This window comes from Duganella qianjiadongensis (assembly GCF_009857915.1).
GTDB lineage: Bacteria > Pseudomonadota > Gammaproteobacteria > Burkholderiales > Burkholderiaceae_D > Rugamonas > Rugamonas qianjiadongensis.
In genome coordinates, this window is the sequence record NZ_WWCM01000020.1 from 52,017 (window position 1) to 72,060 (window position 20,044).

Annotated in this window: 13 protein-coding genes; 10 read left to right on the forward strand and 3 right to left on the reverse strand. The window is 60.4% G+C overall.

From position 1 onward, the window contains the following. The first annotated feature begins 287 nt into the window (after window positions 1-287). Together clpS and clpA are read left to right on the forward strand one after the other, a co-directional pair. Window positions 288-590: an ATP-dependent Clp protease adapter ClpS gene (gene clpS, locus GTP27_RS20520; protein ID WP_155434756.1), complete on the forward strand. Its 303-nt coding sequence runs from the start codon at window positions 288-290 to the stop codon at window positions 588-590. Further along, window positions 587-2,893: an ATP-dependent Clp protease ATP-binding subunit ClpA gene (gene clpA / locus GTP27_RS20525; protein WP_161040966.1), complete on the forward strand. Its 2,307-nt coding sequence runs from the start codon at window positions 587-589 to the stop codon at window positions 2,891-2,893. Before clpS ends, clpA begins: the two co-directional genes overlap by 4 nt. Window positions 2,894-2,930: 37 nt before the next feature. Here the strand turns inward: clpA and prpR are convergent, their stop codons facing one another. Continuing rightward, window positions 2,931-4,634 carry a propionate catabolism operon regulatory protein PrpR gene (gene prpR, locus GTP27_RS20530; protein WP_161040967.1) on the reverse strand — a complete coding sequence of 568 codons (1,704 nt, stop codon included), beginning with the start codon at window positions 4,632-4,634 and terminating at the stop codon, window positions 2,931-2,933. Between the two features lie 173 nt (window positions 4,635-4,807). On the opposite strand from prpR, the gene prpB reads away from it, so the two are divergent. From prpB to GTP27_RS20570, 8 genes are all read left to right on the forward strand, one after another. After that, window positions 4,808-5,695, forward strand: a complete 888-nt coding sequence (gene prpB / locus GTP27_RS20535) for a methylisocitrate lyase (RefSeq protein WP_161040968.1) — start codon at window positions 4,808-4,810, stop codon at window positions 5,693-5,695. A gap of 14 nt (window positions 5,696-5,709) precedes the next feature. After that, the gene (prpC, locus tag GTP27_RS20540) at window positions 5,710-6,855 is read left to right on the forward strand and encodes a bifunctional 2-methylcitrate synthase/citrate synthase (protein ID WP_161040969.1); all 1,146 of its coding nucleotides are present in this window, start codon (window positions 5,710-5,712) and stop codon (window positions 6,853-6,855) included. After that, the gene (gene acnD / locus GTP27_RS20545; RefSeq protein WP_161040970.1) at window positions 6,855-9,452 is read left to right on the forward strand and encodes a Fe/S-dependent 2-methylisocitrate dehydratase AcnD; all 2,598 of its coding nucleotides are present in this window, start codon (window positions 6,855-6,857) and stop codon (window positions 9,450-9,452) included. Before prpC ends, acnD begins: the two co-directional genes overlap by 1 nt. Before the next feature lie 2 nt (window positions 9,453-9,454). Then, window positions 9,455-10,645 carry a 2-methylaconitate cis-trans isomerase PrpF gene (gene prpF / locus GTP27_RS20550; protein ID WP_161040971.1) on the forward strand — a complete coding sequence of 397 codons (1,191 nt, stop codon included), beginning with the start codon at window positions 9,455-9,457 and terminating at the stop codon, window positions 10,643-10,645. Window positions 10,646-10,679: 34 nt separating this feature from the next. After that, window positions 10,680-12,581 (forward strand): propionate--CoA ligase, encoded by a 1,902-nt coding sequence (locus GTP27_RS20555; protein WP_161040972.1) that lies wholly within the window; start codon window positions 10,680-10,682, stop codon window positions 12,579-12,581. Window positions 12,582-12,674: 93 nt separating this feature from the next. Then, window positions 12,675-12,983: a DUF485 domain-containing protein gene (locus GTP27_RS20560; protein WP_161040973.1), complete on the forward strand. Its 309-nt coding sequence runs from the start codon at window positions 12,675-12,677 to the stop codon at window positions 12,981-12,983. Then, entirely contained in the window at window positions 12,980-14,650 is a 1,671-nt protein-coding gene (locus tag GTP27_RS20565; protein WP_161040974.1) for a cation acetate symporter, read from the forward strand. Before GTP27_RS20560 ends, GTP27_RS20565 begins: the two co-directional genes overlap by 4 nt. 252 nt (window positions 14,651-14,902) lie before the next feature. Continuing rightward, window positions 14,903-18,544, forward strand: coding sequence for an EAL domain-containing protein (locus GTP27_RS20570; protein ID WP_161040975.1), 3,642 nt, complete (start codon window positions 14,903-14,905; stop codon window positions 18,542-18,544). Between the two features lie 35 nt (window positions 18,545-18,579). Here the strand turns inward: GTP27_RS20570 and xth are convergent, their stop codons facing one another. Together xth and GTP27_RS20580 are read right to left on the reverse strand one after the other, a co-directional pair. After that, complete coding sequence (gene xth, locus GTP27_RS20575; protein WP_161040976.1) at window positions 18,580-19,344, reverse strand: exodeoxyribonuclease III; 765 nt, start codon at window positions 19,342-19,344, stop codon at window positions 18,580-18,582. 240 nt (window positions 19,345-19,584) lie between these two features. Continuing rightward, window positions 19,585-19,890 carry an addiction module antidote protein gene (locus GTP27_RS20580; protein WP_161040977.1) on the reverse strand — a complete coding sequence of 102 codons (306 nt, stop codon included), beginning with the start codon at window positions 19,888-19,890 and terminating at the stop codon, window positions 19,585-19,587. Window positions 19,891-20,044: the final 154 nt, after the last annotated feature.

Consider the following 20,044-nt stretch of genomic DNA (forward strand, 5'->3'; position numbering starts at 1 on the left):
GCCATAAAAGCAAGAAGCTTCTTGCCCCCTCCTCACGCCTCACTTCTTATCAACATGTACATTTCTGCACGCAGCCGATAACGCATTGTTAGCGTAGCAAATTCTAATGTCAAGCATATTTGTATCCATTTTGCTACTTTGAATTAAATTGGTGAAAATGCAACTCTTGAAATTGGAATAGAGGGAGCCATCTGCGACAAGTCGAGAAAACGCGTAAGATGGAAACTATAGACATCGCCATGTGAAATCACATTGCAACAAGACTGAAAGCATTAGAATATAAGCGTATGGCAACCAAGCATGACACCGAAGCGCTTCTGGAGCGGCAGGCACTGAAACCGCCGCCGCTGTATCAGGTAGCGCTGCTGAATGATGACTACACCCCGATGGAGTTCGTGGTGGCCATCATTCAGGAGTATTTCAATAAAGACCGGGAAACGGCCACGCAAATTATGCTCAGCGTGCACCAGCACGGCAAAGGTGTGTGTGGCGTATTTTCCAAAGACGTCGCCAGTACCAAAGTGGAGTTTGTTTTAACGCACGCACGCAAGGCAGGCCACCCCCTGCAATGTGTGATGGAGGAAGTATGATTGCGCAGGAATTAGAAGTAAGTTTGCACATGGCGTTTGTCGAAGCACGGCAGGCACGGCATGAATTCATCACGGTAGAGCACTTGCTGCTGGCCTTGCTGGACAATCCTTCGGCTGCCGAAGTGTTGCGCGCCTGCGCCGTCAATATTGAAGACCTGCGCAAAACGCTGACCAATTTCATCGGCGACAACACCCCGACCGTGCCGGGCACGGGCGAAGTGGACACCCAGCCTACGCTGGGCTTCCAGCGCGTGATCCAGCGCGCCATCATGCATGTGCAGTCGGCTTCTAACGGCAAGAAAGAAGTCACGGGCGCCAACGTGCTGGTGGCCATCTTCGGCGAAAAAGATTCGCACGCCGTGTACTACCTGCACCAGCAGGGCGTGACCCGTCTGGACGTGGTCAACTACATCTCGCACGGTGTGCGCAAGGACCAGCAGGGTGAGCCGGCCAAAGCCTCGGAAGGCGGCGAAGAAGGTACGCCTAGCGGTGAAGGCCAGCCTAAGGAAAGCCCGCTTGACCAGTACACGCAGAACCTGAACAAGGCGGCGGCTGAGGGCAAGATCGACCCGCTGATCGGCCGTGAAGACGAAGTGGACCGCGTGATCCAGATCCTGTGCCGCCGGCGCAAGAACAACCCGCTGCTGGTGGGCGAGGCCGGTGTGGGCAAGACCGCGATTGCCGAAGGTCTGGCCTACCGCATCACCCAGAGCGATGTGCCGGAAATCCTGCAGAATGCCGTGGTGTATTCGCTCGACATGGGCGCACTGCTGGCCGGTACCAAATACCGCGGCGATTTCGAGCAGCGTCTGAAAGCGGTGCTCAAGCAGCTCAAGGATAATCCGCACGGCATTCTGTTCATCGACGAGATCCACACCATCATCGGTGCCGGTTCGGCCTCCGGCGGCACGCTCGATGCGTCCAACCTGCTCAAGCCTGCCCTGGCCAATGGCCAGCTCAAATGCGTGGGGGCCACCACCTATACGGAATTCCGTGGCGTGTTCGAGAAAGATCATGCACTGAGCCGCCGCTTCCAGAAGGTCGATGTGAACGAGCCTACCGTGGAGCAGACCGTGCAGATTCTGCGTGGCCTGAAATCGCGCTTCGAAGAACACCATGGCGTGAAGTACTCGGCATCGGCGCTGTCCACCGCTGCCGAGCTGGCGGCGCGCTTCATCAACGACCGTCATCTGCCGGACAAGGCGATCGATGTGATCGACGAAGCCGGTGCTGCCCAGCGCATCCTGCCGAAATCCAAGCAGAAGAAAACCATCGGCAAATCCGAGATCGAGGACATTATTTCCAAGATCGCGCGGATTCCGCCGCAGACCGTCAATCAGGACGACCGCAGCAAGCTGCAGACTATCGACCGTGATCTGCGCAACGTAGTGTTTGGTCAGGACCCCGCCATCGAAGCGCTGTCGTCGGCCATCAAGATGGCCCGCGCCGGTCTGGGCAAAACCGACAAGCCTATCGGTTCCTTCCTGTTCTCCGGTCCTACCGGCGTGGGCAAGACGGAAGTGGCGAAACAGCTGGCCTTCATTCTGGGCATAGAGCTGATCCGCTTCGATATGTCCGAGTACATGGAGCGCCATGCGGTGAGCCGTCTGATCGGCGCGCCGCCCGGTTATGTGGGGTTCGATCAGGGCGGTCTGCTGACGGAAGCCATCACCAAGAAACCGCATGCGGTACTGCTGCTGGACGAGATCGAGAAAGCCCATCCGGACATCTTCAACATCCTGCTGCAGGTGATGGACCATGGCACGCTGACGGACAACAACGGCCGCAAAGCCGACTTCCGTAACGTGATCATCATCATGACTACCAACGCCGGTGCTGAGAGTCTGCAGAAGGCCTCGATCGGCTTTACCACGGCCAAGCAGGCAGGCGACGAGATGGCGGATATCAAGCGTATGTTCACGCCGGAGTTCCGCAACCGTATCGACGCCACCATCAGCTTCCGTCCGCTCGATGAAGAAATCATCCTGCGGGTGGTCGACAAGTTCCTGATCCAGCTGGAAGAGCAGCTGCACGAGAAGAAAGTGGAAGCCGTATTTACCGAGAATCTGCGCAAGTTCCTCGGCAAGAAAGGCTTCGACCCGCTGATGGGCGCGCGTCCGATGGCACGTCTGATCCAGGACATGATCCGCAAGGCGCTGGCCGACGAACTGCTGTTCGGTCGTCTCGTAACGGGCGGCCGCGTAACGGTGGATCTGGACGAGAAAGACCAGGTCAAGCTGGAGTTCCCGGAACCGCCGGATGCAGCACCAAGCACGCCACCGGAAACGGTCGAAGTGGAATAAACAAGAATCGGGGCCTGGCCCCGATTTTTTTTTGTTCTCAGCTCTGGCCTTCGGCGCGCAGTTTGCGCCACAGCGTGGTGCGGCTGATGCCGAGGTAGTCGGCGGCGGCATCGCGCCGGCCGCCGAAGCGGGCCAGTACGGCGCTCACGCTTTCGCTGGCGGGGTGGGGTACAGGCAGGTGACTGTTGCCGTACGGTGAGCTTGCTGTAGGCGTGGCTGGTACCGGCAACGGCACAGGTGGCAGACTGTCTGGCAGGCGCGGCGTTGCGCTGCGCACAGAATGCATGAGTTCCGGCGCCACGCTCAGCGCGAAGGCGGGCGTCAGCGCCTGTAGTGGTTCGGCAGCGAGGAAGAGCGCCAGACGCTCGGTCAGGTTGCGCAGTTCGCGCACGTTGCCCGGCCAGTCGTAGGCTTGCAGCACCGGTGCGCAGGCGCGCATTTCCGCATGCAGGTTGGGATGGGGGCGGGCGCCCAGCGATGCCAGCGCATTCTTCAGCGACCACTCGGCCAGCGGCACGATATCGTCCGGACGTTGGCGCAGCGGCGGCAAGGTCAGGCGCAGCACGGCCAGCCGGTAGAACAGATCGGCACGGAAGCGGCCCTCGCGCACGCGCTGTTCGAGGTCGCAGTGGGTGGCGCTGATGATGCGCACATTGATGGGTATGGGGCGTGTACCGCCCACCCTTACCACTTCACGCTCTTCCAGCACGCGCAACAAGCGCGTCTGCAAGGTCAGCGGCATCTCGCCGATTTCATCGAGAAATAGCGTGCCCCGGTTGGCTGCCTCGAACAGGCCGGCATGGCCGCCGCGCCGCGCGCCCGTGAAAGCGCCTTCCTCATGGCCGAACAGTTCCGACTCCAGCAGCGACTCGGCGATGGCGCCGCAGTTGACTGCCACGAAGGGCCGGTTCTGGCCTAGCGTGCGCGGACTTTCACGGTGGATGGCCTGTGCTACCAGTTCCTTGCCGCAGCCCGTTTCGCCCTGTATCAGCACGGTGGCGGCGGATTTCGCATACAGCACTACCGACTGGCGTATGCCTTCCATCGCCAGCGATTCGCCGCGCAGGTCGTTGATGCCGTGTTTGGCGCGCAGCGTGTCTTTCTCCACCGTGCCGCGCGCGCGGTGGCGGTTCGATTCCAGCTGGGTCAGGCGGGCCATTTCCAGCGCGTTGTCGAAAGCGTCGCGGATCGAAGTGGCCGAGTACACGAACACGCCCGTCAGCCCGGCTTCTTCGGCCAGATCGGTAATCAGGCCAGCGCCGACGATGGCTTTGATGCCTGCCGCTTTCAGGTCATTGATCTGGGCACGGGCATCCTCCTCCGTCGCGTAAGTGCGCTGCGCCACATCGAAGCCGAAGGTGCTGGCAAATTCGGCCAGTTCGGGCAGCTTTTCCTGATAGGTGATGATGCCGATGCGGTCCGACACGCGGCGTGCCCGGGCCAGCGCCTGCATTACATCGAAGCCGCTGAAGCGGGCTATCACCACCGGAACGGACAAACGGCCTTTCAGATAAGCGGCATTGGAGCCAGCCGCAATCACGGCATCGCAGCGCTCCGTCGCCATGCGTTCGCGGATATGCCGCGCCGCTTCGTCGAAACCCAGCTTGATCGGTTCGATGGTGGCGAGGTCGTCGTATTCCAGCGTGATGTCGCGGAACAGGTCGGACAGGCGCGAAACGGACACCGTCCAGATCACGGGTTTGTCGTTGGCGTCGAAGGGGAGGGGAGTGGAATGGCGCATGATTCTATTCTAGAGCAGGTGTTGCGATGTTTCAATGTGAAACGTCATTGAAACGCAATTGAAACATATATGAAACGTTGCAGCTTGCTAAGTGATTGATTTGTATAGGCTGGGAGCATGGCACGCTGCTTGCACTAAGGACAGCACTTAACGCAACATTGAAAGGTCACAACATGAGTCTCTATTCCGCAGGCGCCGCTTTCCGCAAAGCTGTACAGGAAGAATCCCCACTGCAAGTCGTTGGCGCGATCAACGCCAACCATGCCTTGCTGGCTAAACGTGCCGGCTTCAAAGCCATCTACCTGTCCGGTGGCGGCGTAGCGGCTGGTTCGCTGGGCCTGCCGGATCTGGGCATCTCCAGCCTGGATGATGTGCTGACCGACGTGCGCCGGATTACCGACGTGTGCGACCTGCCGCTGCTGGTCGATGTGGATACCGGCTTCGGTGCTTCCGCCTTCAACGTGGCCCGTACCGTCAAATCGATGATCAAGGCTGGCGCCGGCGCCATGCACATCGAAGATCAGGTGGGCGCCAAGCGCTGCGGCCACCGCCCAGGTAAAGAGATCGTCACCAAGCAGGAAATGGTTGACCGTATCGCCGCTGCAGTGGATGCCCGCACCGATGAAAACTTCGTCATCATGGCCCGTACCGATGCGCTGGCCGTCGAAGGTCTGGATGCCGCCATCGAGCGCGCCGTGGCCTGCGTGGAAGCCGGTGCCGACATGATCTTCCCTGAAGCCATGATCGACCTCGATATGTACAAAAAATTCGCCGCTGCCGTGAAAGTGCCGGTACTGGCCAACATCACCGAATTCGGTGCCACTCCGCTGTTCACCGTCGATGAACTGCGCGGCGCCGACGTTGGTCTGGTGCTGTACCCGCTGTCGGCCTTCCGCGCCATGAACAAGGCGGCGGAAAACGTCTACACCGCCATCCGCCGCGACGGCACTCAGCAGAACGTGGTCGACACCATGCAGACCCGCGCCGAGCTGTACGAGCGCATCAACTACCACAGCTTCGAGCAGAAGCTCGACGCCCTGTTCGCCGCCCAGAAAAAGTAAGAGGAGAATCCCAAATGACCGAAGCTACCTTCAAACCAAAAAAATCCGTTGCCCTGTCGGGCGTTGCAGCCGGTAACACGGCACTGTGCTCCGTCGGCAAGAGCGGCAATGACCTGCACTACCGCGGCTACGACATTCTGGACGTGGCCAACACCTGCGAATTCGAAGAAATCGCCCACCTGCTGGTACATGGCAAACTGCCGACCGCAGCGGAACTGAAAGCCTACAAGGGCAAACTGAAATCGCTGCGCGGCCTGCCAGCCAACCTGAAAGCAGCGCTGGAAGCACTGCCGGCATCGGCTCACCCGATGGACGTGATGCGCACGGGCGTGTCCGTACTGGGTTGCACGCTGCCGGAAAAAGATGACCACAACACCCCGGGCGCACGCGACATCGCCGACCGTCTGATGGCGTCGTTCGGCTCGATGCTGCTGTACTGGTACCACTTCAGCACCAACGGCAAGCGCATCGACGTGGAAACCGACGACGATTCGATCGGCGGCCACTTCCTGCACCTGCTGCACGGCGAGAAGCCACAGGCATCGTGGGTACGCGCCATGCACACCTCGCTGATCCTGTACGCCGAGCACGAATTCAATGCCTCGACCTTCACAAGCCGTGTGATCGCCGGTACCGGATCCGATATGTATTCGTCGATTACCGGCGCGATCGGCGCGCTGCGCGGTCCTAAGCACGGTGGCGCGAACGAAGTCGCTTTCGAAATCCAGAAGCGCTACGAAAATCCGGACGAAGCAGAAGCCGACATCCGCAACCGCGTGGCCAACAAGGAAGTGGTGATCGGTTTCGGCCACCCTGTGTACACCATCTCCGACCCGCGTAACGTGGTGATCAAGGACGTGGCACGCCAGCTGTCGGAAGAAGCCGGTTCGACCAAGATGTACGACATCGCCGAACGTCTGGAAAGCGTGATGTGGGAAGTGAAAAAGATGTTCCCGAATCTGGACTGGTTCTCCGCGGTGTCCTACCACATGATGGGCGTGCCGACTGCCATGTTCACGCCGCTGTTCGTGATCTCGCGTACTTCGGGCTGGGCCGCTCACATCATCGAGCAGCGCATCGACAACAAGATCATCCGTCCTAGCGCCAATTATGTTGGCCCTGAAGACCTGCAATTCGTGGCTATCAAGGACCGCAAATAATGAATACCCAATTCCGTAAAAGCCTGCCGGGTAGCAAGCTCGATTACTTCGACGCGCGTGCCGCAGTCGATGCCATCGCGCCCGGTGCCTATGACAAGCTGCCCTACACCTCGCGTGTGCTGGCAGAGAATCTGGTGCGCCGCTGCGATCCAGCCACCCTCAACGCTTCTCTGTCGCAGCTGATCGAGCGCAAGCGCGATCTGGACTTTCCATGGTTCCCAGCCCGCGTGGTGTGCCACGACATTCTGGGCCAGACCGCACTGGTCGACCTGGCCGGTCTGCGTGACGCCATTGCAGAGCAGGGCGGCAATCCGGCACTGGTCAATCCTGTGGTGCCTACCCAGCTGGTGGTAGACCATTCGCTGGCCGTGGAGTGCGGCGGTTTCGATCCCGATGCGTTCAACAAGAACCGCGCCATCGAAGACCGTCGTAACGAAGACCGTTTCGACTTCATCAACTGGACCAAGAAAGCCTTCCAGAACGTCGATGTGATCCCGCCCGGTAATGGCATCCTGCACCAGATTAATCTGGAGCGCATGTCGCCGGTGATCCAGGTGACGGATAACGTGGCTTACCCTGATACGCTGGTCGGCACCGATTCGCATACCCCTATGGTCGATGCGCTGGGCGTGATCGCCATCGGCGTGGGCGGTCTGGAAGCCGAGACGGTGATGCTGGGCCGCGCTTCGTGGATGCGTCTGCCGGACATCATCGGCGTGGAACTGAGCGGCAAGCCGCCAGCTGGTATCACCGCGACCGACATCGTGCTGGCGCTGACCGAATTCCTGCGCAAGGAAAAAGTGGTCTCGGCCTATCTGGAATTCTTCGGTGCGGGCGCAACTGCGCTGACGCTGGGCGACCGTGCCACCATCGCCAACATGGCACCGGAATTCGGTGCTACCGCCGCGATGTTCTCGATCGACGAGCAGACCATCAAATATCTGAAACTGACGGGCCGTGACGACGAGCTGGTGGCACTGGTGGAGCTCTACGCCAAGCACACGGGCCTGTGGTCGGATTCGCTCAAGAACGCCGAATACGAGCGCGTACTGAAGTTCGATCTGTCCACCGTGGTGCGCAATATCGCCGGTCCATCCAATCCGCACAAACGTGTGCCGACTTCGGAACTGGCTGCACGCGGCATTTCCGGTGTGGTGGAAAACGAACCGGGCAAAATGCCGGATGGCGCCGTCATCATCGCTGCGATCACCAGCTGCACCAACACCAACAACCCGCGCAACATGATTGCTGCCGGTCTGCTGGCGCGTAATGCCAACAAGGCTGGCCTGCTGCGCAAGCCATGGGTGAAGTCCTCGCTGGCGCCCGGCTCCAAAGCGGTGACGCTGTATCTGGAAGAAGCCGGCCTGATGCCCGAGCTGGAAAAGCTGGGCTTCGGCGTGGTGGCCTATGCCTGCACCTCGTGCAACGGCATGTCCGGTGCGCTCGATCCGGTGATCCAGCAGGAAGTGGTGGAGCGCGATCTGTATGCTACCGCTGTGCTGTCCGGTAACCGTAACTTTGACGGCCGTATCCACCCTTACGCCAAGCAGGCCTTCCTGGCTTCGCCGCCGCTGGTGGTGGCTTACGCTATTGCCGGTACGATCCGCTTCGATATCGAAAAAGATGTGCTGGGTACCGATGCCAGCGGCAAGCCGCTGACCTTGAAAGACCTGTGGCCTAGTGACGAAGAGATCGACGCCGTGGTCGCTGCTTCGGTCAAGCCCGAGCAGTTCCGCAAAGTGTATATCCCGATGTTCGACCGCAGCAATGCGGTAGCCGAGAAGGCCGAGCCGCTGTACGACTGGCGTGCGCAATCGACCTACATCCGCCGTCCGCCTTACTGGGAAGGCGCGCTGGCAGGCGAGCGTACCCTGAAGGGCATGCGTCCGCTGGCTGTGCTGGGCGATAACATCACCACCGACCACCTGTCGCCATCGAACGCCATCATGATGGACAGCGCGGCCGGTGAATACCTGCACAAAATGGGCCTGCCGGAAGAGGACTTCAATTCCTACGCTACCCACCGCGGCGACCACCTGACGGCGCAGCGCGCCACCTTCGCCAACCCGACGCTGAAAAACGAGATGGTGCGCAATGCCGACGGCAGCATCAAGGCCGGTTCGCTGGCCCGGGTGGAGCCGGAAGGTCAGGTGACCCGCATGTGGGAAGCCATCGAAACCTATATGCAACGCAAGCAGCCGCTGATTGTGGTGGCCGGTGCCGACTACGGTCAGGGTTCGTCGCGTGACTGGGCGGCCAAAGGCGTGCGTCTGGCCGGCGTGGAAGCGATTGTGGCCGAAGGTTTCGAGCGTATCCACCGCACCAATCTGGTCGGCATGGGCGTGCTGCCGCTGGAGTTCAAGCCGGGCGTGAACCGTCTGACGCTGGCGCTGGATGGCACGGAAACCTATGACGTGGTGGGCGAGCGCGCACCGCGTGCCACCCTGACGCTGGTAATCCATCGCAAGAATGGCGAAACCCTGCAAGTACCGGTTACCTGCCGGCTCGATTCGTCGGAAGACGTGTCGATCTACGAAGCAGGCGGCGTGCTGCAGCGCTTCGCGCAGGACTTCCTCGCGTCGTCCAAGGCGGCTTGATCATGGCGCATCTTCCACAGATCAAAGTCCCGGCGACGTATATCCGCGGCGGTACCAGTAAAGGCGTATTTTTCCGCCTGCAGGACCTGCCGCCAGCGGCCCAGCAGCCGGGCGCCGCACGCGACGCCTTGCTGCTGCGCGTGATCGGCAGTCCTGACCCATACGGCAAGCAGATCGACGGCATGGGCGGCGCTACTTCGAGCACCAGCAAGACGGTGATTCTGTCTAAAAGCAGCAAGGCCGATCACGATGTCGACTATCTGTTCGGTCAGGTCGCCATCGATAAAGCCTTCGTCGACTGGAGCGGCAACTGCGGCAATCTGTCGGCAGCTGTTGGCGCATTCGCCATCAGCGGCGGTCTGGTTGATGCTGCCCGCGTACCGCACAACGGTGTGGCCGTGGTGCGCATCTGGCAGGCCAACATCAGCAAGACCATCATCGCCCACGTGCCGATGACCAACGGTGAAGTACAGGAAACCGGTGACTTCGAGCTTGATGGCGTAACCTTCCCGGCCGCCGAAGTGCAGCTCGAATTCATGGACCCTGCTGCCGAAGAAGAGGGGGCAGGAGGTTCGATGTTCCCCACCGGCCAGCTGGTGGATGATCTGGAAGTGCCCGGCGTGGGCACCTTCAAGGCCACCATGATCAACGCCGGCATTCCTACCATCTTCGTGAATGCCGACGCCATCGGCTACACGGGGACGGAACTGCAGGATGCGATCAACGGCGACGCCAAGGCGCTGGCCATGTTCGAAACCATCCGTGCCCACGGCGCTCTGCGCATGGGCCTGATTTCGGATCTGGGCGAAGCGGCCAAACGCCAGCACACGCCCAAGATCGCCTTTGTGGCGCCGCCCAAAGATTACGTGTCATCCAGCGGCAAAGCGGTGGCAGCAGGCGACATCGACCTGCTGGTGCGGGCGCTGTCGATGGGCAAGCTGCACCACGCCATGATGGGTACCGCTGCCGTTGCCATCGGCACGGCTGCGGCCATCCCGGGCACGCTGGTCAGCCTCGCGGCGGGCGGCAAGGCGCTGCCGGCGGTGCGCTTCGGCCATCCGTCCGGCACCCTGCGCGTGGGGGCGGAAGCCCAGCTCAAGGATGGCGAATGGAGCGTGACCAAGGCGGTGATGAGCCGCAGCGCGCGCGTACTGATGGAGGGATGGGTACGCGTGCCTGGTGATACGTTCTAAATAGCTGCAATCTGATACGGAGTATGGAGGAGACATGAATTACGCTGATTTCTATCAGCGCTCTATCGCCACGCCTGAACAATTCTGGCAAGACGAATCTGCGCTGATCCACTGGAACACGCCATGCACGCAAGTGCTCGATCATTCCAACCCGCCGTTCGCCAAGTGGTTCGTGGGCGGCACCACCAATCTGTGCTACAACGCGGTGGACCGCTGGGCGCTTACCCAGGGCGACAAGGCGGCGCTGATCGCCATTTCGACCGAAACCAATAGCGAGCGTAGCTACTCGTTCAGGGAGCTGCAGCGCGAAGTCGAGCGCTGCGCCGCCATCATGCAGTCGCTGGGCGTAGGCCGTGGCGACCGCGTGCTGATCTACATGCCGATGATCGCCGAAGCGGCGTTCGCCATGCTGGCCTGTGCCCGCATCGGCGCCATCCACTCGGTGGTGTTCGGCGGCTTTGCCGCCAACTCGCTGGCCAGCCGCATCGATGATGCCAAACCGGTGCTGATCGTGTCCGCCGACGGCGGTTCGCGCAACGGCAAAGCCATCCCTTACAAACACCTGCTGGACGAAGCCATCAACCTGTCGTCGGCCAAGCCGGCCAAAGTGCTGCTGGTGGACCGCAAGCTGGCGCCTATGGAACTGGTGGCGGGGCGCGACGTGGATTATGCGGAACTGCGCGCCGCCCACATGGACGCGCAATTGCCCGTCACATGGATGGAATCGAACGAGCCGTCCTACATTCTGTACACCTCGGGCACCACCGGCAGACCGAAAGGCGTGCAGCGCGACGTGGGCGGTTATGCCGTGGCGCTGGCCTCGTCGATGAAGTACAACTTCTGCGGTAACGCTGGCGAAACCTTCTTCGCCACCTCGGACATCGGCTGGGTGGTGGGCCACTCCTACATCGTGTATGGCCCGCTGATCGCCGGCATGGCCACTATCATGTACGAAGGCATGCCTATCTGCCCTGATCCCGGCATCTGGTGGAGCATCGTCGAGAAGTACAAGGTGACCCGCATGTTCTCGGCGCCCACCGCGATCCGCGTGCTGCGCAAGCAGCCGCCCGAATATATGCGCAAGTACGACCTGACTTCGTTGCGCGCGCTGTATCTGGCCGGCGAACCGCTGGACGAAACCACCTCGCAGTGGATTTACGACGAGCTGCATGTGCCCATCATCGACAACTACTGGCAGACCGAAACGGGCTGGCCCATCCTGTCGATAGCCAAGGGCATCGAAGACCTGCCAACCCGGCTGGGCAGCCCCGGCGTGCCGATGTATGGCTACAAGGTCAAACTGCTCAACGAATCGACCGGCGCAGAGTGCGGCGCCAACGAAAAAGGCGTGGTGGTGATCGAAGGACCGCTGCCGCCGGGCTGCATGCAGACCGTGTATGGCGACGATCAGCGTTTTGTCGATACCTACTGGTCCACCTTCACTGACCGGCAGGTGTACTCCACCTTCGACTGGGGCTTGCGCGACGCCGACGGTTACTACTTCATCCTCGGCCGTACCGACGACGTGATCAACGTGGCCGGCCACCGTCTGGGCACGCGCGAGATCGAGGAATCGATTACCAGCCATCCGAACGTGTCGGAAGTGGCGGTGGTGGGGGTAGAGGACAAGCTGAAAGGGCAGGTGGCGGTGGCGTTCGTGATCGCCAAGAACGCTGCCGAGGTGGCTAGCGACGAGCAGCGTGCGGCACAGGAGAAGGAAATCTTTGCCGTGGTGGACCGTCAGCTGGGCGCGGTAGCGCGGCCGGCGCGGGTGTTCTTCGTCCCGCAACTGCCCAAAACCCGTTCCGGCAAGCTGCTGCGCCGGTCTATCCAGGCCATTTGCGAGGGCCGTAGTCCGGGCGACCTGACGGCCATCGAGGATCCGGCATCTTTACAACAGATCCAGAACGCTGTGCAGAATGGCTTGAAAAATTAATTTTGCCGTAAGGGGCTGGTAAGCCAGCCCCATTAATCTTGCCTCAAGCTCGAATAAAAAAAGAGTACCTGTACCTAAAATAGGAGACACAAAATGCAAGATCATCTCGTTCAGAAGATAAAAAGCGATCCCAACTATCACAAGTTGGTCAAAGTCCGTTCCAGCTACGGCTGGTGGCTGACCCTGGCTATGCTGGTGGTCTACTACGGCTACATCCTGCTGATCGCTTTCAACAAAGAGTTCATGGCGTCCAAACTCGGTGCCGGCGTAATGACCTGGGGCATGCCTCTGGGGCTGTTCGTCATTCTGTTCACCGTAGTCATCACCGGCATCTACGTGCGTCGCGCTAACAGCGAATTCGACGAACTGACCGAAGCCATCAAAGCAAAGGTGAAAGCATGAACGCACGTAAGTTTCTCACTCTGATGGCAGCCGCAGGGCTGCTCGGTGCCTCCGGTGTTGCGCTGGCCGCAGGCGGCGATCTGGGCCAGGCTACCAAACAGGCCACCAACTGGACGGCGATCATCATGTTCGCCGTGTTCGTGGTGTTCACCCTGTTCGTGACCAAATGGGCTGCTGCCAAAACCAAATCGGCGGCTGACTTCTACACCGCCGGTGGCGGCATCACCGGTTTCCAGAACGGTCTGGCAATCGCCGGCGACTATATGTCGGCTGCTTCCTTCCTCGGTATTTCCGCTTCCGTGTTCCTCAACGGTTACGACGGTCTGATCTACGCTATCGGTTTCCTGGTCGGCTGGCCTATCATCACCTTCCTGATGGCCGAGCGTCTGCGTAATCTGGGCCGCTTCACCTTCGCTGACGTGGCCGCTTACCGCTTCAAGCAGACCCCGATCCGCGTGTTCTCCGCGTCCGGTACGCTGGTGGTGGTGGCCTTCTACCTGATCGCCCAGATGGTGGGTGCAGGTCAGCTGATCAAACTGCTGTTCGGTCTGGACTACTGGATTGCAGTGGTACTGGTTGGTACCCTGATGATGATCTACGTGCTGTTCGGCGGTATGACGGCCACCACCTGGGTGCAGATCATCAAGGCAGTGATGCTGCTCGGCGGTGCCAGCTTCATGGCTTTCGTGGTGATGGCGCAGTTCGGCTTCAGCCCTGAAGCGCTGTTCGCTAAAGCGGTAGAAGTACACAGCAAAAAAGAATCCATCATGGGCCCGGGCACCTTCATCAAGGATCCTGTCTCGGCGATCTCGTTCGGTATGGCACTGATGTTCGGTACCGCCGGCCTGCCGCACATCCTGATGCGCTTCTTCACCGTACCTAGCGCTAAAGAAGCCCGTAAATCCGTGTTCTGGGCGACCACCTGGATCGGCTACTTCTACATCCTGACCTTCATCATCGGCTTCGGCGCAATCGTACTGGTCAGCACCAACCCAGACTTCAAGGATGGCGCCGGCAAACTGCTGGGCGGTAACAACATGGCCGCTATCCATCTGGCCAAGGCTGTGGGCGGCGACGTGTTCCTCGGCTTCATCTCGGCAGTGGCATTCGCTACCATTCTGGCGGTGGTGGCCGGTCTGACCCTGTCGGGCGCTTCCGCTGTGTCGCACGACCTGTACGCTACCGTGATCAAGAAGGGCAAAGCATCGGGTGCCAGCGAACTGAAAGTGTCGCGTATCACCACCATCCTGCTGGGTATCGTGGCTGTGGCACTGGGCATCGCCTTCGAGAAGCAGAACATCGCCTTCATGGTGTCGCTGGCCTTCGCGATTGCTGCTTCGGCTAACTTCCCTGTGCTGTTCATGTCGGTGCTGTGGAAAGACTGCACCACCCGCGGCGCCACCGTCGGCGGCTTTATGGGTCTGATCACGGCAGTGGGCCTGACCATACTGTCGAAATCGGTGTGGGTGGACGTACTGGGCAATGCCAAGGAAATCTTCCCCTACGCTTCGCCGGCCATCTTCTCGATGACCGTAGGCTTCGTCGGCATCTGGCTGTTCTCGATCACCGACAAGAGCAAACGCGCTGCGGAAGACCGTGCAGGCTACGAAGCGCAGGAAATGCGTTCGGAAACCGGTATCGGCGCCGACTCTGCCAGCGGCCACTGATAACGCCGGGTTAAACGGTGCTTCTGTGATGCAAACTTTCAATTCGAAACTTAGCTACATCAAGTGACCGGATTAGCTGGAAATAAATAGTGTTTGAAACACAATGCCCGGTTTGCCGGGCATTGTCGTTTTTAGGAGGACTCCCAGTCTGCCGCGTTGGCATTGGTCTAGTTTGTGGTTTATCATCTGCCAACTATGCTGCCCAGTGGTAACTGGCGAGGTGGCATCGCCGATTTGATGCCATAGGTGTTCATGACTTACGTTGCAAGCTACTCCGAATTTATCGCCGAGGCCCTAGCGCTGGTAGGCGTTCCCGCCTGCGCCTATGACGTGGATGGCCTGCTGCTTGCTGCCAATCCCGAACTGGTGGCTCTGCTGGGCGCAGATCCGGCCGGGCGTCAGGCCTGCGAGCTGTTTGCCCGCCATGTGCGTGCAGCCAGCCAGAAGGCCTTGCAGGCAGCCGTGGAGAGCGACCATGCAGGTCTGCGCTGGGATAGCTGCCTGACCTGTGCCGATGGCCGCTATCTGTCGGTGCAAGCTTGCAGCAAGCCGCTGCCGGCTGGTGCCGGAACGCGTGGCGCCACCATCGTGTTCCATGATATTACCGAGCTCGAACGCGATCAGCGCGCCTTGCGCAAGACCTTGCTGGAACAGCAGGCTATCCTCGAAAATGCCGCGGTGGGCATCCTGTTCACTAAGGATGCGACTATACAAGAGTGCAATATCCGCTGTGCCGAGATGCTGGGCTTTAGCCGGCAGGAGCTGGAAGGCGGTTCGACCAATCAGGTATTCCCGTCCGAGGCAGAGTTTATCGATCTGGGCCGCGCAGCCGGCCCGCTGCTGTCGCAGGGCCTGTCGTTCAAAGGCGAAGCGCAGTTGCGCCGCAAGGACGGCACGCTGTTCTGGGCGCGCCTGTATGGCCGCGCGGTCGACCCCAGCAATACAACCGACGGCACCATCTGGATCGTCGAAGACATCAATGAACACCGCATCGACGAAGAGAAGCTGCGCCGCGCGCTGCTGGAAATGCAGGCCATCATGGACAATGCACCGCTGGCCATCGTGTTCCAGCGCGATCAGCGCATCCTGCGCTACAACGACCGCTTTGCCGAGTTCTTTGGTTTCAGCGTCGATAGCGGCGTAGGGCGGCTGACTTCGACCCTGTATCCGTCCAGCGCAAGCTATGATGCAGCGATGGCGCAGGCCATGCCCCTGCTGGCTAGCGGCAAGCCGTATCAGGCCGAAATGGAAATGCGGCGGCAGGATGGTTCGACCTTCTGGGCGCATGCTTTTGGCTATGTGATCAATCCGGGCCGATCGCAGCAGGACACCATCTGGATCTTCGATGACCGCAGCGCCCAGCGTCAGCATGAAGAAGGCACGCGCCAGCTGCTGCTGGAACAGAAGGCGATACTCGATAATGCCTCGATCGGCATCCTGTTCAGCAAATCGCACACGGTGGTGAGCTGCAATCCGCGCATGGCGCAGATGTTCGGCTACGAGGTGGGCGAAATGATAGGCCAGCCTTCCTCGGCCGTGTTCCCGTCCTACGAACTGTATCGCGCGTTCCGGCGCGAAGCGGCGCCGCTGCTGGGCAAAGGCTTGCCGTTCGAACTGGCTGAATATGAATTCAAGCGCAAGGATGGCAGTCTGTTCTGGTGCCGTGTGCGCGCTAAAGCGGTCGATGCCAGCCACCGCGAGGGCGGCACTATCTGGATACTGGAAGACGTGACGGTATCGCGCCAGACCCAGATGGAAGTCGAAGCCATCATGACCAATGCTTCGATGAGTATTCTGTTCACCAAGAACCGCATAGTCACGCGCTACAACCGCGGCTTTGCCGAAATGTTCCGCTACGAGGGTGATGCTGCGCTGGGCCTGCCCGGCATGGCGCTGTACCCGTCGCGCGCAGCTTATGAGGCGCTGGGCGCCAAGGCCTATCCATTCCTGTCGGTGGGCAAACCGTTCCAGACCGAGATCGAAATGCGCCGTGCCGATGACAGTCTGATGTGGGCTCAGCTGATCGGCTATGTGATCAACCCGGAAGATCCGACCCAGGGCACCATCTGGGTGATCGAAGACCGCACCGAGCACAAACGTGCCGAGGAATCGCTGCGCAACGCGCTGCTGGAAAATCAGGCCATACTCGATAGTGCCGTGATGGGCATTTCCATGATAGAGCAGGGCCGCAACTTGCGCTGCAACGCCAAGATGGAAGAGCTGTTCGGCTATGCGCCCGGCGAAATGCAGGCGCTCAGCGTGCAGTCGTTCTACCCCACTCTGGCCGCATGGGAGCAGGCCCGTGCCGCCACCGCGCGCGATTTCGAGGCGGGGCGCGTGCACGCCGCCGAGTACCGGCTGGCGCGGCGCGACGGTACGCTGTTCTGGGGCCGCCTGTCGGGCCGGCCGTTCGATCTGACCCAGCCGCAGGGCCGTTCGGTGTGGCTGGTGGACGATGTGACGGAGCGGCACGAAGCGGCCGATGCCGTGCGCCGTGCGCGCGACGAGCTGGAATTGCGCGTGCAGGAGCGCACGGCCGAACTGGCCGGCGCCAATGCCCAGCTACAGGCCGAGATCGTCGAGCGCCGCCAGGCCGAGGCACGCGTGCATCACATGGCCTATCACGACAGCCTGACCGGCCTGCCGAATCGCGCTCTGCTGGCCGATAGGCTGGACCGCGCCATGCTGGCAGCGCAGCGCTCCGAGCGCCTGCTGGCCGTGATGTTCATCGATCTGGACCGCTTCAAGACGATCAACGACACGCTGGGCCACCTGACCGGCGACCAGCTGCTCAAGGACGTGGCCAGCCGGCTGTGCCGCGCGGTACGCGCCAGCGACACCGTGGCCCGGCTGGGCGGCGATGAATTCGTGGTGCTGGTGCCGGGCATCCGCTCGTCCGAGGAAGCCAGCAACGTGGCACAGAAGATCATCGAGGCGCTGTCCGAATCCTTCCCGCTGGAAGGGCGCAACCTGCATATCACGCCGTCGATCGGTCTTTCCATCTTCCCGGATGATGGCGGCGACGTGGAAACGCTGATGCGCCACGCCGACGCGGCGATGTATCACGCCAAGGCCAGCGGTCGCAATAACTATCAGTACTTCAAAGAGGCCATGAACCAGACGGCGGCGCGCCATTTCGAGCTGGAATCGAGCTTGCGCGGCGCGCTGGCGCTGGACGAATTCGAGCTGTATTACCAGCCCATCATGGATATCGGCACGCGCCGCCTGCACAGCATGGAAGTGCTGCTGCGCTGGCGCCACAAGGGCGAGCTGATACAGCCTGACCATTTCATCCCGATTCTGGAAGAGAACGGCCAGATCGTCACCGTCGGCGAATGGGTGCTGCGCCAGGCCTGCGCGCAGAGCATGGCCTGGCGTGCCGCCGGTATGCTGCCGGTGCCGCTGGCGGTGAACCTGTCGCCGCGCCAGTTCATGCACCGCGGGCTGATGGACGCTATCCGCACCATCCTCGCCGACACCGGCATGGATCCGCACATGATCGAGTTCGAAATCACGGAAACCGCGCTGATGCAGCACGGCGAACAGACGCTCGATGTGCTGGGGCAGATCGACAAGCTGGGCATCCGCCTGTCGATCGACGATTTCGGCACCGGCTATTCGAGTCTGGCCTATCTCAAGCGCTTCCCTGTGAAGAAGCTGAAGATCGACCGTGCCTTCGTCAAGGATCTGGAGGCCAGCGCGGAAGACCGCGCCATCGTGGAGGCGATTATTGCGCTGTCCGACAGCCTGCAGCTATCGGTGGTGGCGGAAGGGGTGGAGACGGAAGGGCAGTATGCGCTGCTGCAGCGTAGCGGCTGCCAGTATGCGCAAGGCTATCTGTTCTCGCAGCCGGTGCCGCATGCAACGGCCCAGCTGCTGCTGCCACGCGCCTGAGCGCGCGGCAACTTGCGGCGTTGCGAGCGCAGCGCCTAGTCCAGCGTGGCAACCACGGGCGCGTGGTCGGAAGGCTGTTCCCACTTGCGCGGTACACGGTCGATGATGCAGGCGCTGCAGCGCGCTACCAGTGCCGGCGACAGCAGGATATGATCGATGCGCAGGCCCTTGTTGAGGCGGAAGCCCAGCGCGCGGTAATCCCACCAGCTAAATGATTTCTCGGCCTGTTCGAACAGACGGTAGGCATCGGCGAGGCCGATGTCGAGCAGGCGCTGCAGCGCTGCACGTTCCGGCACCGACACCAGTACCTGACCTTCCCATGCGGCCGGGTCGTGCACATCGCGGTCTTCCGGTGCGATGTTGTAGTCGCCCACCACGGCGATCTGCGGATGCTGCGCTGCTTCGCTCTTGATCCAGTCATGGAAGGCAGCCAGCCAGCCCAGCTTGTACTGGTATTTGTCGGAGTCTATGCTCTGGCCGTTGGGCACATAGGCACACACCACGCGCACGCCATCGATGGTGGCGGCGATGATGCGCTGCTGCGCGTCCTCGTACAGCGGGTTGTTTTTGACCACATCGGCCATCGGTAATTTCGAGATGATGGCGACGCCGTTATAGGTTTTCTGGCCGCTGAACACCACGTGGTAGCCGGCCGCTTCGATGGCCGCTTGCGGGAACTTATCATCGGTCATTTTCGTTTCCTGAATACACAGGACGTCGATGGGATTTTCTTCCAGCCATTTCAGCACATGGGGCAGGCGGACATTCAGGGAGTTCACATTCCATGTGGCAATCTTCATTGTGTTTCTATCGCTTTTTAAAATCAGTATGTTACGGTGATTTGATGGTTGTTTTTTAGTTTGGCTATCCGCCTGGCTACCCGTTTTGAGTGCACTAGGAACACGGCGCTCACTTGTTGTTAATAGAGTACCCTAAAATAACAAACGCCCCAAATGGAGCGCTCGTAGTGAGGGCGTCTAGAATAATTGGGGTGCAGGAGCATAGCTCGCAACAGCTTCTCCATGCATTGGGTGTGTTATCTATGGTGCGATTGGCTCTACAACCAGACGAACCCCGAGTGCGGTACACACCCTATTTATCGTATCGAATCGAGGCGTACTATCTGCACGAAGCGCCTTGTATAGCGCCTCACGAGTAATGCCCGCAGACTCAGCAATGCTAGACATGCCGCGAGCTCGGGCGATGTCACCCAATGCGGCGGCCAGAAGGCCTGCGTCATTTGCTTGCAGGATGTCAGTGAGGTAGGCTGCAATAGTCGCTTCGGTGCTGAGATATTCGGCAGCATCGAAGGAGGGAAGAGAATGAATATCGACTGTAGCGTTCATGGTGTTCTCCGATCATTTCAGTGTGCTGGAGCCTGTCAGAATTTTTGTGTGAATCCGGGGTCATGAAATAATACCGAAAGGGATTTTCCATGACCGACGTAATGACCACTAAGAAGCCAAAAACCAAGAAGCAGTACCCGTTTCCCGTTGAACT

Excerpts from the sequence above, each read along its gene's own strand:
- GTP27_RS20570 (WP_161040975.1), top strand. The coding sequence starts at position 14,903 with ATGACTTACGTTGCAAGCTACTCCGAATTTATCGCCGAGGCCCTAGCG.
- clpS (WP_155434756.1), top strand. The coding sequence starts at position 288 with ATGGCAACCAAGCATGACACCGAAGCGCTTCTGGAGCGGCAGGCACTG.
- GTP27_RS20560 (WP_161040973.1), top strand. The coding sequence starts at position 12,675 with ATGCAAGATCATCTCGTTCAGAAGATAAAAAGCGATCCCAACTATCAC.
- prpR (WP_161040967.1), bottom strand. The coding sequence starts at position 4,634 with ATGCGCCATTCCACTCCCCTCCCCTTCGACGCCAACGACAAACCCGTG.
- acnD (WP_161040970.1), top strand. The coding sequence starts at position 6,855 with ATGAATACCCAATTCCGTAAAAGCCTGCCGGGTAGCAAGCTCGATTAC.
- GTP27_RS20580 (WP_161040977.1), bottom strand. The coding sequence starts at position 19,890 with ATGAACGCTACAGTCGATATTCATTCTCTTCCCTCCTTCGATGCTGCC.
- prpC (WP_161040969.1), top strand. The coding sequence starts at position 5,710 with ATGACCGAAGCTACCTTCAAACCAAAAAAATCCGTTGCCCTGTCGGGC.
- GTP27_RS20555 (WP_161040972.1), top strand. The coding sequence starts at position 10,680 with ATGAATTACGCTGATTTCTATCAGCGCTCTATCGCCACGCCTGAACAA.
- prpF (WP_161040971.1), top strand. The coding sequence starts at position 9,455 with ATGGCGCATCTTCCACAGATCAAAGTCCCGGCGACGTATATCCGCGGC.
- prpB (WP_161040968.1), top strand. The coding sequence starts at position 4,808 with ATGAGTCTCTATTCCGCAGGCGCCGCTTTCCGCAAAGCTGTACAGGAA.
- GTP27_RS20565 (WP_161040974.1), top strand. The coding sequence starts at position 12,980 with ATGAACGCACGTAAGTTTCTCACTCTGATGGCAGCCGCAGGGCTGCTC.
- xth (WP_161040976.1), bottom strand. The coding sequence starts at position 19,344 with ATGAAGATTGCCACATGGAATGTGAACTCCCTGAATGTCCGCCTGCCC.
- clpA (WP_161040966.1), top strand. The coding sequence starts at position 587 with ATGATTGCGCAGGAATTAGAAGTAAGTTTGCACATGGCGTTTGTCGAA.